Below are 16,381 nucleotides of genomic sequence, written 5' to 3' on the forward strand. Positions count from 1 at the left end.
CATGGGTGCCCAGCTCCGGGTCTACAAGCGACGGATCAAGTCCGTCACTGCGACCAAGAAGATCACCAAGGCGATGGAGATGATCGCCGCCTCGCGCATCGTCAAGGCACAGCGCCAGGTGGCCGCGTCCACTCCGTACGCCAGTGAGCTCACCCGGGCAGTGACCGCGGTTGCCACCGGTTCCAACACCAAGCACGCCCTGACCACCGAGGTCGAGAACCCGGTCCGGGTCGCGGTCCTGCTCGTCACGAGCGACCGCGGTCTGGCCGGCGGCTACTCGTCCAACGCGATCAAGGCCGCCGGCCAGCTGACCGAGCGCCTCGAGGCCGAGGGCAAGGACGTCGTCACGTACATCGTCGGCCGCAAGGGCGTCGCGTACTACGGCTTCCGTGAGCTCCCGGTCGTCGAGTCGTGGACGGGCTTCACCGACAGCCCGACCTACGCCGACGCCAAGCGCGTCGCCGGTCCGCTGATCGAGGCGGTCCAGCGCGAGACGGCCGAGGGCGGCGTGGACGAGCTGCACATCGTCTTCACGGAATTCGTGTCGATGATGACGCAGACGCCGGTCGACAAGCGGCTGCTGCCGCTGAGCCTCGAGGTCACCGAGGACGAGTCGGAGACGGCCAAGGACAAGATCCTGCCGCTGTTCGACTTCGAGCCCTCGGACGAGGCCGTGCTCGACGCACTGCTGCCGCGGTACGTCGAGTCCCGGATCTTCAACGCCCTGCTGCAGGCCGCCGCCTCCGAGCACGCGGCCCGCCGCCGGGCGATGAAGTCGGCGACCGACAACGCCGAAGAGCTCATCAAGTCGCTCTCGCGGCTTGCCAACGCGGCCCGACAGGCCGAAATCACCCAGGAAATCAGCGAGATCGTCGGTGGCGCCAGTGCTCTGGCCGACGCGACCGCGGGGAGTGACCGATAAATGACCACCACTGTTGAGACGGCCGCCGCGACGGGCCGCGTCGCCCGGGTCATCGGCCCGGTCGTCGACGTGGAGTTCCCCGTCGACGCGATGCCGGAGATCTACAACGCCCTGACCGTCGAGGTCTCCGACCCGGCCGAGGCCGGCAAGAAGAAGATCCTGACGCTCGAGGTCGCGCAGCACCTGGGCGAGGGCGTCGTGCGCGCCATCGCCATGGAGCCCACCGACGGCCTGGTCCGCCAGGCCCCGGTGACCGACACCGGCGACGGCATCACCGTGCCCGTCGGCGACGTCACCAAGGGCCGGGTGTTCAACACCCTCGGCAAGATCCTGAACGACCCCGAGGCCGAGTCCGAGGTCACCGAGCGCTGGTCCATCCACCGCAAGGCCCCGGCGTTCGACCAGCTCGAGTCGAAGACCGAGATGTTCGAGACCGGCCTGAAGGTCGTCGACCTGCTGACCCCGTACGTCAAGGGCGGCAAGATCGGTCTGTTCGGTGGCGCCGGTGTCGGCAAGACCGTTCTGATCCAGGAAATGATCATGCGTGTGGCGAAGCTGCACGAGGGTGTTTCCGTGTTCGCCGGCGTGGGTGAGCGCACCCGTGAGGGCAACGACCTCATCCACGAGATGGCGGACTCCGGCGTTCTGGACAAGACCGCGCTGGTCTTCGGCCAGATGGACGAGCCCCCGGGCACCCGTCTGCGCGTCGCCCTGGCCGGTCTGACCATGGCGGAGTACTTCCGCGATGTGCAGAAGCAGGACGTGCTGTTCTTCATCGACAACATCTTCCGCTTCACCCAGGCCGGTTCCGAGGTCTCCACGCTGCTCGGCCGCATGCCGTCCGCCGTGGGTTACCAGCCGAACCTCGCCGACGAGATGGGCCTCCTCCAGGAGCGCATCACCTCGACCCGTGGTCACTCGATCACCTCGATGCAGGCGATCTACGTCCCCGCGGACGACCTGACCGACCCGGCCCCGGCGACGACCTTCGCCCACCTGGACGCCACGACCGTTCTGTCGCGTCCGATCTCGGAGAAGGGCATCTACCCGGCGGTCGACCCGCTGGACTCGACGTCCCGCATCCTGGACCCGCGCTACATCTCGGCGGACCACTACGCCGCGGCCTCCCGCGTCAAGGGGATCCTCCAGAAGTACAAGGACCTCCAGGACATCATCGCGATCCTCGGTATCGACGAGCTGGGCGAAGAGGACAAGCTGGTCGTCCACCGCGCCCGTCGCGTCGAGCGCTTCCTGTCGCAGAACACCCACGCGGCGAAGCAGTTCACCGGTGTCGACGGTTCTGACGTTCCGCTGGACGAGTCCATCGCCGCGTTCAACGCGATCTGCGACGGTGAGTTCGACCACTTCCCGGAGCAGGCCTTCTTCATGTGCGGTGGTCTCGAGGACCTCAAGAAGAACGCCAAGGAGCTGGGCGTCTCCTGATCCGAGGGCTCTTCGGAGCCCCGCGATCGACGGTCCGGGGGCGGGGCACTCCCGCCGCCGGACCGTACGTCCCCTATTCTTTGACCCAACACCCGCCGTACCCGGCGGGTGGAGACCCGAGGAGCCACGTTGGCTGCTGAGTTGCACGTCGAGCTGGTCGCGGCGGACCGAAGCGTCTGGTCCGGCGAGGCCACTCTGGTCATCGCGCGTACACCGTCGGGTGACATCGGCGTCATGCCCGGCCACCAGCCGCTGCTCGGTGTGCTGCAGTCCGGTCCGGTGACCATCAAGACCAAGGACGGCGTCGTCGTCGCCGCGGTCCACGGTGGGTTCATCTCCTTCGCCGACGACAAGCTCTCGCTGCTCGCCGAGATCGCGGAGCTCGCCGACGAGATCGACGTCGAGCGCGCCGAGCGGGCGCTGGAGCGAGCGAAGGCGGAGGCCGACGCGGCCGCCGAGCGGCGTGCCGATGTCCGGCTGAAGGCGGTCACGGGCGTTCACTAGCCCCGATCCGCTTCGAGTACGACCCTCAGCCGCGGGCCGGCCTGGAATAACTCCAGGGCGGTCCGCGGCTGAGGCCATAACGCAGGTGCGGTTGCTCTAGATGATGCGAGGAGGTCGGTGGAGATGGTCCTCGCTCTGCTCGTGAGCGGCGTCGTCGTCCTGCTGGTGCTGGTTGGGCTCTTCGTCTTCGGGCTGCGGAGACGGCTGATCCAGCGCTCCGGCGGCACCTTCGACTGCAGCCTGCGCTGGAACGTTCCGGAGGACGACCCCGAGCCCGCCGGCAAGGGCTGGGTCTACGGGGTGGCCCGCTACAACGGCGACCGCGTCGAATGGTTCCGCGTCTTCTCCTACGCCCCCCGGCCGCGCCGGATGCTGGAGCGGGACTCCATCGAGGTCGTCGAGCGCCGCACCCCCCAGGGCGAGGAGGAGCTGGCGCTCCTGTCGGACGCCGTGGTGCTCCTCTGTCTCCACCGGGGGACGCGGCTGGAACTGGCCATGAGCGAGGACGCGCTGACCGGCTTCCTGGCCTGGCTGGAGGCGGCGCCTCCGGGGCAGCGGGTCAACGTCGCTTAGCTAGCTCGGCGATTTCTCCGGCTGCTTGGGCCAGATCGTGTAGCTCGCGGCGATCACCAGGTTGATGCCGATGACCCACAGCATCTTGGACTGCCAGTTCCGCAGTGAACTGATGTCGCCCGAGCCCCCCACGTACCAGACGGCGCACTGCAGCAGGCCGAGCGCCACGACCGCCGCGAGGATCCAGCGGCCGGCGGTCTTCCACTCGTGCAGCGTGCGCTCCTTGCCGTACTTCGGCGGTTTCACCGGCGGCGGGCCGCCCGCGAAGCGGTGGGCGAAGCGCTGGTCCACCCACTTGATCGTGGAGTGGCCGAGCCCCACCGAGAACCCCAGGTAGACGGCGGCCAGTCCGTGCTTCCAGTCGGCGGTCGCGCCGTTCTTCAGATCGATCGCGGTGGCGATCAGCAGCACCAGCTCCAGCACCGGCTCCAGCAGCAGCACCGCGACCCCCGCACGCGGCATGCGGGCCAGGTAGCGCAGGCTGAGCCCGGCCACGAGCAGGATCCAGAAGCCGATCTCACAGGCGACGATCAGCGTGACGATCACAGTCCTCTCCCTTCCCTCACCTCCAGCCTGACGGCGGCGACCTGCGGTTTCTTCGGCCGGTGTGAGGAGAAGGCACTGCATCCTTCGATGTACTCCGCGCCCGCCGGCCCGGCTCGGCAGGCGACGACCGCGCGCCCGGTGACGTGCTGAGATGGATCCATGCCCCGCAGCCTTCCGCTCCGTCCGCCCGAGCGTGCCGACGTCGCCGTCGCCGTCACCGGGCTGCTCGGCGGGCTCCTGCTGTACGCGCTGGGGCTGATCAGCAGCCCCGCCCTGCCGGCGGTGCCGCGGCGGTTCGCGCTGCTCGCCCTCGTCGCGATGGCCGGCGCGGAACTGCTGCGGCGCAGGGCACCGCTGGTGGGGCTGGGCGTCGGGACGGCCGCCCTGGCGCTGGACGTCTGCGCGGGCAGCCTCGTCGCCAACGTCGGGATGTTCACCGACCTCGTCTACGCGGCCGTGCTCTACGGCCCGCCCGCCGCCTACCGGTTCATCCCCCGGGCCACCGAAGTGCTCACCGTGCTCGGCACGCTGCTGGCCCTGGCGGTCATGCGCCAGCCCGCCGCGCTGCTGGTCGGCATCGCGCTGGGCGTCCTCACCATCGCTCCGGCCTGGACCGGGGTGGGCGTCCGGGTGCACCGCGACGCCGCCGAGGCCGCCCGGCTGACGGCGGAGCGGACCGCGCTCCTGGCGGAGCTGGACCGGCGCGAGGCCGTGGTCGCCGAACGGGCCCGGATGGCGCGGGAGCTCCACGACATGGTCGCGGGCCATCTGTCCGCCATCGCCATCCACTCCTCGGCCGCGCTCTCGATCGACGAGCCGGCGGCCTCCCGGGAGGCGCTCGGGGTGATCCGGGAGAACAGCGTCCAGGGCCTGGCGGAGATGCGCCGGCTGATCGGCCTGCTGAGGGAGACGGCCGGCGCGGACCGCCCCGCCCCCACCCCTCGGCTCGACGGCCTCGACGCCCTGCTGGAACGGGCCCGCACCAGCGTCCGGGACGACCGCTTCTCCTTCGTGCTGCGCGACGGGCGGGGAGCGGGCGCGCTGCCCGTCCCGGTGGAGCTCGCGGCGTACCGGATCGTCCAGGAGTCGCTGACGAACGCCGTGAAGCACGCCGCCTCCGGCGAGGTGCGGGTGGAGCTGGACCGGGTGGACGGCGGCGGCCCGCTGACCGTCCGGGTGACGAGCCCCCTGGGCGCGACCCGCCCCGGGCCGAGGGCGCCGGGCGCGGGCGCGGGGCTCGTCGGCATGCGGGAGCGCGTCGCGCTGCTGAACGGGGAGTTCGAGGCGGGGCCGGTGGACGGGACGTGGACGATCCGGGCGGTGCTGCCCGTGGACGAGGAGAGGTCGGAGAAGTCATGACGGGCGTGACAGGCATGACGGGCGTGACGGGGTCGGTACGGGTCGTCGTCGCCGAGGACCAGGCCGCGGTGCGGTCCGGGCTGGTGCTCATCCTGCGCTCGGCGCCCGGCGTCGAGGTCGTCGGGGAGGCGGCCGACGGGGAGGAGGCCGTGCGGCTCGCCCGGGAGCTGCGCCCCGACGTGGTGCTGATGGACATCCAGATGCCCCGGCTCGACGGGGTGTCCGCCACCCGGCTGCTCACCGCCGAGGGGGTCGCCGATGTGCTGGTGCTGACCACCTTCGACCTCGACGAGTACGTCTTCGGCGCGCTGCGGGCGGGCGCGGCCGGCTTTCTGCTGAAGGACAGCGAGGCGGCGGACCTGGTGGCGGCCGTGCGGACGGTGGCCCGGGGCGAGGGGCTGATCTCACCGGCCGTCACCCGCCGGCTCATCGCGGAGTTCGCGCGCCCCGCGCCCGTCCGCCCGGAGCCCGGGGACGGCGCGGCCGCGCTGGAGACGCTCACCCGGCGGGAGCGGGAGGTGCTGGTGTGCCTGGGGGAGGGGCTGTCGAACGCGGAGGTCGCGGGGCGGCTGGGGATGGCCGAGGCGACGGTGAAGACGCATGTGAGCAGGCTGCTGGCGAAGCTGGAGCTGCGGAGCCGGGTGCAGGCGGCCGTACTGGCCCGGGAGTGGGGTCTGGTCCAGACCTCTTGACCATTGGTACGGACCTTCTTACGCTCCCCTCACAACGCGCACCCCCCACCCTGTTCTGGCCCTCACCCGAGGAGCACGCCGTGACCACAGGAATCCCGGGACACGCACACCTTCCCTCTCCGCACAGACGCACCCGCTTACGGGCCGTCGTGGCGGCCTTCGCCGCCCTCCTGCTCCCCATCGGCATCGTCGTCGGCCTGGCCGCCCCGGCCCATGCCGCCGCCTCCGCGACGGCGACATTCGTCAAGACCTCCGACTGGGGGACGGGCTTCCAGGGCGCCTGGACCATCAAGAACACCGGCGCGACCAGCATCGACTCCTGGACCGTCGAGTGGGACTTCCCCGCCACGACGACGGTCGGCTCCTACTGGGACGCCCTGGTCAGCAACTCCGGAACGCACTTCACCGGCAAGAACCGCGAGTACAACGGCACGATCGCGCCCGGCGCGAGCGTCACCTTCGGCTTCGTCGCCGCCGGCGACGGCAGTCCCAGCGGCTGCAAGGTCAACGGCGGCGGCTGCGACGGCTCCTCACCCGGCGACGAACCGCCGGGAGCGCCGGGCACCCCGACGGCCTCGTCCGTCACCGCGAACAGCGTCGCGCTGAAGTGGACGGCCGCGACGAGCGGCAAGGGCATCAAGAACTACGACGTCTACCGCTCGGGCGCGAAGGTGGCGACGGTCGCCAAGCTCGCGTACACCGACTCCGGGCTGAGCGCGGGCACCGAGTACACCTACACGGTCGTCGCCCGGGACACCGCCGACCGCACCGGCCCGGCCAGCGCCCCGCTGACCGTACGGACCACGGGCGGGGGCGGTGGCGATCCCCAGCCGGGCGGCGACTACGCCAGGGTCGGCTACTTCGTGCAGTGGGGGATCTACGGGCGCGGCTACACCGTGAAGTCCCTGGACGCCACGGGCGCCGCCGCGAAGCTCACCCACCTCAACTACGCCTTCTCCAACATCGACCCCGTCAATCTGACCTGTCTCAACGGCGTCACCAAGGCCACCACCCCGGGCCCCCAGGACCCCAACCAGGGCGACGGCGCGGGTGACTCCTGGGCCGACTACGAGAAGGGCTTCGGCGCGGGCGAGTCCGTCGACGGCGTGGGCGACACCTGGGACCAGAAGCTGGCCGGCAACTACAACCAGCTGAGGAAGCTCAAGGCCAAGTACCCCAAGCTGAAGATCAATCTCTCCATCGGCGGCTGGACCTACAGCAAGTACTTCTCGGACGTCGCGAAGACGGACGCGTCGCGGCAGAAGTTCGTCAAGTCCTGCGTCGACATGTACATCAAGGGCGATCTGCCCGTGTCGAACGGCCGTGGCGGCCCCGGCACGGCGGCAGGCATCTTCGACGGCTTCGACATCGACTGGGAGTGGCCGGGCTCGGACGGCCACGCCGGCAACCACGTCTCCAAGGACGACAAGGTCAACAACCTGCTGCTCTTCGCGGAGTTCCGCAAGCAGCTGGACGCGCTGAGCCGGACGACGGGGAAGAAGTACCTGCTGACCGCCTTCACCCCGGCCGACCCCGCGAAGATCGACGCGGGCTGGGACATCACCACCAAGGACGGCACGCCCAGCGTCTTCGACTACATGGACTTCGCCAACGTCCAGGGCTACGACTTCCACGGCTCCGGCAGCGACAACAGCTGGGAGCCCAACCGGACGGGCCACCAGGGGAACCTGTACGCGGACGCGAAGGACCCGTACAGCACGAAGTTCAGCGTGGACAAGACCGTCCAGACCTACCTCGACGCGGGCGTCGACCCCCGCAAGGTCGTCGTGGGGCTGGCCTTCTACGGCCGGGGCTGGCAGCAGGTCGCGGACGGCGGCGCGCATGGGGTGTGGCAGTCGGCCGGGGGCGCGGCGCCGGGCCAGTTCCCGGAGGAGTCCGGGACGCGTGGCTACGACAACCTGCTGGCGTCCGTGCCGAATCTGACCGTCTACCACGACGAGGCGTCGGTGGCGACGTACGGGTACACCGGGGACGGTGGGCAGTGGTGGACGTTCGACGACGCGTGGTCGATCGGGAAGAAGACGGCTTGGTTGAAGGGGAAGAAGCTGGGTGGGGTGATGATCTGGGAGATGTCGGGGGACAGCGGGACGCTGATGAATGCCGTGGATAGCGGGCTGAGGTAGCGCCTGCGGCGGGCTCTTCCCAGGGGGCTTCGCCCCCTGGGAACCCCCGGCTACCGGTTCTCGCCCGGTACCCACAGGACGTCGCCGACCTCCTGGTTCGCGCTGCGCGCCAGGATGAACAGCAGGTCCGACAGGCGGTTCAGATACGTCGCCGTCAAGTGATTCATCGTGTCGCCGTGCATCTCCAGCGCCGCCCACGTCGACCGCTCCGCCCGTCGTGCCACCGTGCACGCCTGGTGGAGCAGCGCCGCGCCCGGCGTGCCTCCGGGGAGGATGAAGCTGCGCAGCTTCTCGAGCGGCTCCAGGAAGTGGTCGCAGTCCGCCTCCAGCCGGTCGATGTAGGTCTGCTCGACCCGCAACGGCGGGTACTTGGGGTCCTCCACCACCGGGGTCGCCAGATCCGCGCCCACGTCGAAGAGGTCGTTCTGCACCCGGACGAGGACCTTCACGATCTCCTCGGGGAGCTGCCCGAGCGCGATGGCCACCCCGATCGCGGCGTTCGCCTCGTTGGCGTCGGCGTAGGCCGCGATGCGGGTGTCGGTCTTGACGGTGCGGCTCATGTCGCCGAGGGCGGTCGTGCCGTCGTCGCCGGTGCGGGTGTAGATGCGCGTCAGATGGACCATGGGACGAGCGTAGCTACGCCCCCGCCCTGCGGAAGTACCGTGTGCCGGCCGTCACCGAGACGGCCATCAGTATGAGGGCCGCCAGGGCGCCGCGCGCCAGGGCCGGGTCGGCGTAGTGGCCGACGAACGCGGCGCGGACCGCGTCCACCAGATAGCGCAACGGCATCACATGGGAGAGGGTGTCGAGCCAGCCGGGCGCGAGGGACATGGGCAGCAGCAGGCCGGAGAGCAGCATGGTCGGCATGGTGACCGTGTTGACGAGCGGGGCGAAGGACATGGGCGCGGCGGCCTTCATGGCCAGCGCGTAGGACAGGGCCGCCAGCGAGAGGGCCAGCGCCGCCGTGAAGGCGAAGCCCAGCAGGACGCCGGGCAGCGGCGCCCGCAGCCCCATGGCCACGGCGACGAGGACGATCACACCGGCCTGCGCGGTGAGCAGTGCGGCGTCCCGCAGGACGTGCCCCAGCAGCAGGGCGAGCCGGCTGACCGGGGTCACCCGCATCCGGTCGACGATGCCGTGCTGCTTCTCGATGATCAGGCTCATGCCCGCGAAGGCCGCGCCGAACAGGGCGAGTTGCAGCAGCAGGCCCGGGACGAGGACCTGCCAGGAGGAGCCCGCGCCGCCGAGCGGCATATCGGTGAGCAGCGGGCCGTAGAGGACGAGGTAGAGCGCGGGCATCAGCGCGCCGAAGGTCATGGCGGCCTTCGAGCGCAGGGTCTGGCGGGCGTACCGGCCGAAGACCAGGGCGGTGTCGGAGAGGAGAGTGCGCACGGGGCCTGGCTCCTGGTGGGCTGGATGGCTATGGGCTAGACGGCTACGGGGGTGGTGTCCCGGGCGGCCGGGACGCGCCCGGTGATGGCGTGGAAGGCGTCCTCCAAGGTGGCGTCGGGGGAGCCGGCGTGTCGGGTCTTCAGCTCGACCGGGGTGCCCTCGGCGACGACCGTGCCCTTGTCGATGACGACCAGCCGGTCGGCGAGCGCGTCGGCCTCGTCGAGGTAGTGCGTGGTGAGGACGACCGTCGTGCCCCACTCGGCGCGGAGGCGGCGCACGAGCTCCCAGAGGTCCGCGCGGCTGCCGGGGTCGAGGCCGGTGGTGGGCTCGTCGAGGAAGAGCACCTCGGGTTGGTGGGTGAGAGCCATGGCGATGTCGAGCCGGCGCCGCTGCCCGCCGGAGAGCGCGGCGCACGGCCGCTCCAGAAGGTCCGTGAGGCCGAGCTCCCGCGCCAGCTCATCGGCGCGCTCCTCGGCCCGAGCCCTGCGCAGCCCGTAGAGCCGCCCCTGGGTGACGAGTTCCTCGCGGACGGAGACGGCCGGGTCGACGCCGCCGGACTGGGCGACGTATCCGATGCGGCGGCGCACGCCCTCGGGGTCGCGGGCGAGGTCGTGACCGGCGACCGTCGCGGTGCCGCCGCTGGGGGCGAGGAGCGTGGTGAGCATGCGCAGGGTCGTGGTCTTGCCCGCGCCGTTGGGGCCGAGGAGGCCGAGTATCTCGCCGCGCCGGACGGTCAGGTCGATGCCGCGCACGGCCTCCACGGGGCCGCGCGGGCTCGGGAAGGTCCGGGCGAGCCCGGACGCGCGGATGCTGTCGGAGCTGTCGGAGCTGTCGGAGCTGTCCATGACCCAAGAAAAGCAGAGTCGCTGAAAGTTTGCAATGGCTCCAAGTTTTAGGTGGACGCAAGTTTTGAGTGGACGCAGCGAAGCTACGATGTGGGCATGGCGGGAGAAGGGCTCAGGGAGCGGAAGAAGCGGCAGACCAGGCAGCACATCTCGGACATCGCGACCGGCCTGTTCCTGGAGCACGGCTTCGTCACGGTGACGATCGCGGACATCGCCTCGGCCGCCGACGTGTCCGTCAATACCGTCTACAACTACTTCGGCTCGAAAGAGGAGCTCTTCCTCGACCGCGAGGACGACGCCGTCGAGTGGCTCGCCTCCGCCGTCCGGGGCCGCCGCGCGGGCGAGTCCCCGGCCGTGGCCGTGCTGCGCGCCCTGCGCGCGGAGGTCGTGGCCGTCTCGCCGCGCGTGGGCCTCATCGACGGGTACGAGCGGTTCATGCGCGTCATCGAGGAGTCGCAGGCCCTCCGCTCCAGGGTCTTCGACATGCGGCGACGCGCCATCGACCTGCTGACCGACGTGCTCACCGAGGAGGCCGGGGAGGCTGAGGAGGCCGGGGAGGAATCCGCCCTGCTCCCCGCCCTGGTGGCCGGTCAGCTGGGCTGGATCCAGGCGCACGTCGTCGAGCACATCCAGCGCGAGCTGGTGGCGGGACGTACCGCCGCCGAGACCTCCCGATCGGCGCTCGTCGTTCTCGACGCGATCGAGGGGATGCTGAGCGACCGTCTCCTGGAGTACGGCACCCGCCCCGCCGCCGTGTGACCCAAGCCGTGTGACCCAAGAGACTCCCGGGGCCCGAGTGGCCCAACTGCGGGGTGTGGTCCGGCCGGTGGCCGTCTCAGTGTGATGTCCGTCATCCGGGACGTGACGCGCATCTCTTACCGCCCAACGGCGCGCCCATGAACGCTAAGGTCCGGGCGGAGAGCCGTAAATGAACAGATTCATGCACAGGGAGTAAGGGGACAGCCGTGGCCAAGAAGCTCGCCGTCATCGGTGCCGGACTGATGGGCTCGGGAATCGCCCAGGTCTCCGCCCAGGCGGGGTGGGACGTCGTGCTGCGGGACGTCACCGACGAGGCCCTGAAGCGCGGGACGGACGGCATCAAGGCCTCGTACGACAAGTTCGTCTCCAAGGGCAAGCTGGAGGCCTCGGCCGCCGAGCAGGCGCTGGCCCGGATCACTCCCACCACCGACATGGACGCGGCCGCCGACGCCGACATCGTCGTGGAGGCGGTCTTCGAGGACATCGAGACCAAGCAGGGCATCTTCCGCACCCTGGACGGCCTGGTGCGGGACGACGCGGTGCTCGCCTCCAACACCTCCGCCATCCCGATCACCAAGATCGCGGCCGCCACGAAGCGCCCCGAGCGCGTCGTCGGCGCCCACTTCTTCTCCCCGGTCCCGATGATGCAGCTGTGCGAGCTGGTGCGCGGCCACAAGACCAGCGACGAGACGCTGGCGAAGACCCGTGAGTTCGCCGAGGGCATCGGCAAGACCTGCATCGTCGTCAACCGCGACGTCGCCGGCTTCGTCACCACCCGTCTGATCGCCGCCCTCGTCGTCGAGGCGACCAAGCTCTACGAGTCGGGCGTGGCCAGCGCCGAGGACATCGACATCGCCTGCAAGCTGGGCTTCGGCCACGCGATGGGCCCGCTGGCCACGGCGGACCTGACGGGCGTGGACATCCTGATGCACGCGACCGAGAACATCTACACCGAGTGCCGGGACGAGAAGTTCGCCTCGCCCGAGCTGATGCGCCGCATGGTCGACGCCGGCGACCTCGGCCGTAAGAGCGGCCAGGGCTTCTACCAGTACTGAGCCCGTACGGCCAGCCCTCTTCACCCTGTGGGGTGAAATAAGTATCGGTTCGCTTACAGACGGCAACTTTGTTGTGTGAGAGGCAGTCAGTTCTTTAGAACCAGGACCCACCCACACCACGCACCACTCGGGGAGCGCATATGCACATCAGGGGCGACCACGCCGAACTGGTCGTCGGGGGACGCCTCGACGTCCGCAGCGCGGCGGACGCCCGTACGGTCCTGCACTCCGCCCTCGACGCCGGGCGCGGCGACCTGGTCCTGGACCTCACCGAGCTCGACTCCTGGGACGCGACCGGACTCGGCGTCATCATGGGCGCCCACCGCCGGGCCGGGCGCACCGGCCGGCGGCTGGTCCTGCGCGGCGTGCCCGACCGGATGCAGCGCGTCCTGGTCGCCACCCGGCTCCACCGCATCCTCGCCATCGAGGAGGACGCGGCCGCCCCGGCCGGCGCCGCCCACGCGGCGGCCCGGCCGGTGACCCGTCAGCATCCGCAGCGCGGCGGGTGACAGGGGCGCCGGGCGAGCCGGACGAGCCCCCCGGGGCGTGAGTACCCCGATCCTCACGAGACTGTGACGTCCCACGACGACGCGGCACCATCCGCGTCATAGATACTGTGGCGAGGTCTGTTCGGTTTCCCGCCGGCTTCGGCGGGCACCGGGCCGAAGGTCGAAGGAGTGCGGACAGGCCGGAGAGCACGACGGCACGCCACGCATCTTGGGGGCTTCAGAACCATGGACCCGACGAACCGGGGATCCGAGGCATTCCACGACGACGAGCAGTCCTCCACGGGCGGCCCGCGGAAGCGCCGCACGCCCCGAGAACCCGAGCGGGTGGACATCACGCCCGGCGGCCAGGGCCCGGTACGCGTCGTCCAGCTCGTCTCCGGTGACTATCTCCTGACCGTCAATCCGGTCGACGGCAGCGAGATAGAGCCCTGCCCGCCCGGCTCCCTGCCCGCCCGGCCCGAGCGGCACGGCCCCGAGCAGCGCGCCGAACTGCGCCGCGCCGCCGTGCCCCCGCCGCCCGCCCGCCGTGCCGGACCCCAGCTGCCCCTGCTCCACCGCGAGGAGGAGCGGGAGAGGCTGGGACGGCTCCTGTCGCGCGGCCGGTCCGTGCGGCTCACCGGCCCCGCCGGCTCCGGGCGCAGCGTTCTGCTCGACGCCGTCGCCGAGGACTGCGCGGACCTCGCGCCCGACGGCGTCGTCCGGCTCAGCGGCTACCGCCGCACCGCCGGCGACCTGCTCCACGAGCTGTTCGCCGCCGTCCACCACGCCCCGCTGCACCGGCCCGACCGGGCCGGGCTGATGGCCGCCGTGCAGGGCATCGGCGCCGTCGTCATCCTGGACGACCTGGAGTTCGGCGGCGTCGCGCTCGACGAGCTCCTCGACGCCACGCCCGAGTGCGCCTTCCTGTTCTCGGCGACGCCCGACGTCCCCGCCCCCTCGGCCGACTCGCACGTCGAGGAGGTCTTCCTCGGCGGGCTCGGCCGCACCGGCTGCCTGGAGCTGCTGGAGCGCGCCGTGGACCGGGCGCTGACGGACGAGGAGGCCGACTGGGCCGCCGACCTGTGGTTCGAGTCCGAGGGGCTGCCCCTGCGGTTCGTCCAGGCCGGTGCGCTGCTGCGGCTGGGCGCGACGGCCGGTACGGCCGACTCCGAGGCGTTCGACGCCTTCGGCGAGCGGCCCGCCGCCGAGGACGGGGCGGCCGGGGAGGACGACGGGAAGAGCACCGTCCCGCTGCCCACCCTCGCCCAGGCCGCTGCCCCCGCCACCCTGCTGGCCGCCGCGCTCGGCGAGGCCGCGCGGGAGACCCTGCGCTTCGCGGTCGCCCTCGGCGGCGAGGTGCCCCACCAGGCGCACCTGCCCGCCCTCGTGGGGGACACCCACGCCGACGCGGCCGTCGGCGAGCTCCTGGCCTGCGGCCTCATCACGCCCGTCGCCGCGCACTACCGGCTGGCGACCGGCGTCGCCGACCAGCTGATCGCCGGATACGGCGAGGAGTGGGCCCGGCAGTCGGCCACCACGGCCCACACGGCCGCCCAGCACTACGCCTGGTGGGCCGGGCACCCGTCCGTCTCGCCCGAGCGGATCGCCGTCGAGGCCGACGCGATCCTCGCCGCCCTGGCCGCGCTGACCGGCGAGGAGGACTCCGGGCACCGGGCCGCCGCCGTGCTGCTGGCCCGTACGGCGGCGCCCGCGTTCGCGGCGGCGCTGCGCTGGGGCGCCTGGGAGCGCTGCCTGCGCTACGGCCAGGAGGTGGCGCGGATCGCCGGCGAGGTCGGTGAAGAAGCGTATTTCCACCACGAGTTGGGCGTACTGGCCCTGTGCACCGGCAATCTCGACCGGGCCCGGGCCGGACTGGAGGCGTCCATCGGGTTGCGCGGCGTCCTCGCGGACAAGCGCGGCACGGTCGCCGGCCGCCGGGCGCTCGCGCTCGTCGCCGACCGCTCCGGGCTGGCCCTGGGCGCCCGCGCGCTGCCCGGGAGCACCCCGCCGCGCGCCGTGGGCGCGGTCCCGCCGCTGCCGCCGCGCACCGGCGTGGACGGTCGTACGTCCGCCGGTGAGGAGATCCCGGACGCGCGCAGCGAGCAGTCGGCCGCGCCGCCCGCCAAGGCCAAGGTCACCGACGACACCACGGCGATCACCGGCAGGCTGCCGGGTGGTGCTCCCGCAGTGGGTGCGGCGCCGGCCGCCGCCCCGCGCCCGGCGGGCGCCGGCAATGGCTCGTGGGCGCAGAAGCTGATGTCCGGCGGCAACCGTCGCAACCTCCTCGCGGCCGGCGCGGGCGCCCTGCTCGCCGCCGTCCTCGGCACCGTCGTCACCCTAGGGGCCGCCTCCGGCGGCGACGCCCCGCGCTCCGGCCCGGTCAAGCCCGGCCAGTCGGCCTCCCAGCAGGACGGCGACGGCGGGCTGAGCGCCGACGAGCCGGCGGCCGGGGAGCCGGGAGCGCCGCAGGTGCCCGCCCGGCGCGGCGGGCGCGGGGACAAAAAGGGCAACTGGGGCGATGAGGCGGCCTCGCCCGGGCCGTCCGGCTCCGCCACACCGTCCTCGGGTTCGGAGACCGGCTCCTCACCCGGCACGCCGTCGAAGTCCCCGAGCGGTGACACCTCGCCCACCCCGTCGAAGACCCCGGGCGGTGGCGATCAGACGAAGACGCCGCCGGTCGATCCGTCGCCGTCGAAGTCGCAGGGCGGCGGTGACCAGACGAAGACGCCGTCGGCCGACCCGTCGCCGTCGAAGTCGCAGGGCGGTGGCGACCAGACCAAGACACCGCCGGCCGGCGGCACCAACTCGGCGAGCGGCCCGGCCTCGGGCGGCAAGCCGACGGGCGGGACGCCGGTGGCGTAGCGAAACGGCAATGGCGAAACGGCGGACGGGCCGGGGTGATCACCCCGGCCCGTCCGCCGTTTCGCCATGCGATCAGATGTGATCAGAACAGCCGCAGCTTGTCGTCCTCGATGCCGCGCAGCGCGTCGTAGTCCAGCACGACACAGCCGATGCCGCGGTCCGTGGCCAGCACCCGCGCCTGGGGCTTGATCTCCTGGGCGGCGAACACGCCGCGCACGGGGGCCAGGTGCGGGTCGCGGTTGAGCAGCTCCAGATAGCGGGTGAGCTGCTCCACACCGTCGATCTCGCCGCGCCGCTTGAGCTCGACGGCCACGGTCTTGCCCTCGGCGTCCCGGCAGAGGATGTCCACGGGGCCGATCGCCGTCGGGTACTCGCGGCGGATCAGCGTGTAGCCCTCGCCGAGCGTCTCGATGCGGTCCGCCAGCAGCTCCTGGAGGTGCGCCTCGACACCGTCCTTGATCAGGCCCGGGTCCACGCCCAGCTCGTGCGACGAGTCGTGGAGGATCTCCTCCATGGTGATGATGAGCTTCTCGCCCGCCTTGTTGATCACCGTCCACACGTTGTCGTCACCCTCTTTGAGAGTGCACGGCGGCGACATCCAGTTCAGGGGCTTGTAGGCCCGGTCGTCCGCGTGGATGCTGACGCTCCCGTCCGCCTTGACCAGGATCAGTCGGGGGGCGGAGGGCAGATGGGCGGTGAGCCGGCCCGCGTAGTCCACGGAGCAACGGGCGATGACGAGACGCATGGTGAGCCACGCTACTCGACTCCCGCCACTTCACGCGATTCGCCCTGGAAGG

16 protein-coding genes are annotated in these 16,381 nt (G+C 71.5%); 11 read left to right on the forward strand and 5 right to left on the reverse strand.

Translation table 11 applies throughout. The features are described 5' to 3' along the window. The first annotated feature begins 1 nt into the window (after position 1). From EKH77_RS22255 to EKH77_RS22270, 4 genes are all read left to right on the forward strand, one after another. Positions 2-922, forward strand: a complete 921-nt coding sequence (locus EKH77_RS22255) for a F0F1 ATP synthase subunit gamma (protein ID WP_126916089.1) — start codon at positions 2-4, stop codon at positions 920-922. After that, on the forward strand, positions 923-2,365 hold the full coding sequence (atpD, locus tag EKH77_RS22260; protein WP_126916090.1) for a F0F1 ATP synthase subunit beta: 1,443 nt from the start codon (positions 923-925) through the stop codon (positions 2,363-2,365). A 129-nt stretch (positions 2,366-2,494) separates the two neighbouring features. Further along, positions 2,495-2,869 (forward strand): F0F1 ATP synthase subunit epsilon, encoded by a 375-nt coding sequence (locus tag EKH77_RS22265; RefSeq protein ID WP_126916091.1) that lies wholly within the window; start codon positions 2,495-2,497, stop codon positions 2,867-2,869. Between the two features lie 123 nt (positions 2,870-2,992). Further along, positions 2,993-3,442, forward strand: a complete 450-nt coding sequence (locus tag EKH77_RS22270) for a DUF2550 domain-containing protein (protein WP_126916092.1) — start codon at positions 2,993-2,995, stop codon at positions 3,440-3,442. Here the strand turns inward: EKH77_RS22270 and EKH77_RS22275 are convergent, their stop codons facing one another. After that, complete coding sequence (locus tag EKH77_RS22275) at positions 3,443-3,988, reverse strand: hypothetical protein (RefSeq protein WP_126916093.1); 546 nt, start codon at positions 3,986-3,988, stop codon at positions 3,443-3,445. Between the two features lie 159 nt (positions 3,989-4,147). Between EKH77_RS22275 and EKH77_RS22280 the strand changes: the two genes are divergently transcribed. From EKH77_RS22280 to EKH77_RS22290, 3 genes are all read left to right on the forward strand, one after another. Then, on the forward strand, positions 4,148-5,347 hold the full coding sequence (locus tag EKH77_RS22280) for a sensor histidine kinase (RefSeq protein WP_126916094.1): 1,200 nt from the start codon (positions 4,148-4,150) through the stop codon (positions 5,345-5,347). Next, complete coding sequence (locus EKH77_RS22285; protein ID WP_240667481.1) at positions 5,344-6,039, forward strand: response regulator; 696 nt, start codon at positions 5,344-5,346, stop codon at positions 6,037-6,039. Before EKH77_RS22280 ends, EKH77_RS22285 begins: the two co-directional genes overlap by 4 nt. Before the next feature lie 80 nt (positions 6,040-6,119). Continuing rightward, positions 6,120-8,183 carry a glycosyl hydrolase family 18 protein gene (locus EKH77_RS22290; RefSeq protein WP_430981002.1) on the forward strand — a complete coding sequence of 688 codons (2,064 nt, stop codon included), beginning with the start codon at positions 6,120-6,122 and terminating at the stop codon, positions 8,181-8,183. A 50-nt stretch (positions 8,184-8,233) separates the two neighbouring features. Here the strand turns inward: EKH77_RS22290 and EKH77_RS22295 are convergent, their stop codons facing one another. From EKH77_RS22295 to EKH77_RS22305, 3 genes are read right to left on the reverse strand one after another with little or no spacing between them, the layout of a single operon-like run. Next, on the reverse strand, positions 8,234-8,806 hold the full coding sequence (locus EKH77_RS22295) for a cob(I)yrinic acid a,c-diamide adenosyltransferase (RefSeq protein WP_126916095.1): 573 nt from the start codon (positions 8,804-8,806) through the stop codon (positions 8,234-8,236). 13 nt (positions 8,807-8,819) lie between these two features. Then, the gene (locus tag EKH77_RS22300) at positions 8,820-9,575 is read right to left on the reverse strand and encodes an ABC transporter permease (RefSeq protein ID WP_126916096.1); all 756 of its coding nucleotides are present in this window, start codon (positions 9,573-9,575) and stop codon (positions 8,820-8,822) included. Positions 9,576-9,610: 35 nt separating this feature from the next. Next, positions 9,611-10,420, reverse strand: coding sequence for an ABC transporter ATP-binding protein (locus EKH77_RS22305; protein WP_126916097.1), 810 nt, complete (start codon positions 10,418-10,420; stop codon positions 9,611-9,613). A 96-nt stretch (positions 10,421-10,516) separates the two neighbouring features. Here EKH77_RS22305 and EKH77_RS22310 point away from each other — a divergent pair, with 96 nt between their 5' ends. The 4 genes from EKH77_RS22310 (at position 10,517) to EKH77_RS22325 (ending at position 15,584) form a co-directional block, all read left to right on the forward strand. Continuing rightward, positions 10,517-11,179 (forward strand): TetR/AcrR family transcriptional regulator, encoded by a 663-nt coding sequence (locus EKH77_RS22310; protein WP_126916098.1) that lies wholly within the window; start codon positions 10,517-10,519, stop codon positions 11,177-11,179. A gap of 206 nt (positions 11,180-11,385) precedes the next feature. Next, the gene (locus EKH77_RS22315) at positions 11,386-12,234 is read left to right on the forward strand and encodes a 3-hydroxyacyl-CoA dehydrogenase family protein (RefSeq protein WP_126916099.1); all 849 of its coding nucleotides are present in this window, start codon (positions 11,386-11,388) and stop codon (positions 12,232-12,234) included. Between the two features lie 140 nt (positions 12,235-12,374). Next, positions 12,375-12,743, forward strand: coding sequence for an STAS domain-containing protein (locus EKH77_RS22320; protein WP_229820114.1), 369 nt, complete (start codon positions 12,375-12,377; stop codon positions 12,741-12,743). A gap of 225 nt (positions 12,744-12,968) precedes the next feature. Then, positions 12,969-15,584, forward strand: coding sequence for an ATP-binding protein (locus tag EKH77_RS22325; RefSeq protein WP_126916100.1), 2,616 nt, complete (start codon positions 12,969-12,971; stop codon positions 15,582-15,584). Positions 15,585-15,666: 82 nt separating this feature from the next. Here the strand turns inward: EKH77_RS22325 and nucS are convergent, their stop codons facing one another. After that, positions 15,667-16,329, reverse strand: a complete 663-nt coding sequence (gene nucS, locus EKH77_RS22330; RefSeq protein WP_126916101.1) for an endonuclease NucS — start codon at positions 16,327-16,329, stop codon at positions 15,667-15,669. Positions 16,330-16,381 lie beyond the last annotated feature (52 nt).

The organism is Streptomyces luteoverticillatus (assembly GCF_003970715.1).
Classification (GTDB): domain Bacteria; phylum Actinomycetota; class Actinomycetes; order Streptomycetales; family Streptomycetaceae; genus Streptomyces; species Streptomyces abikoensis.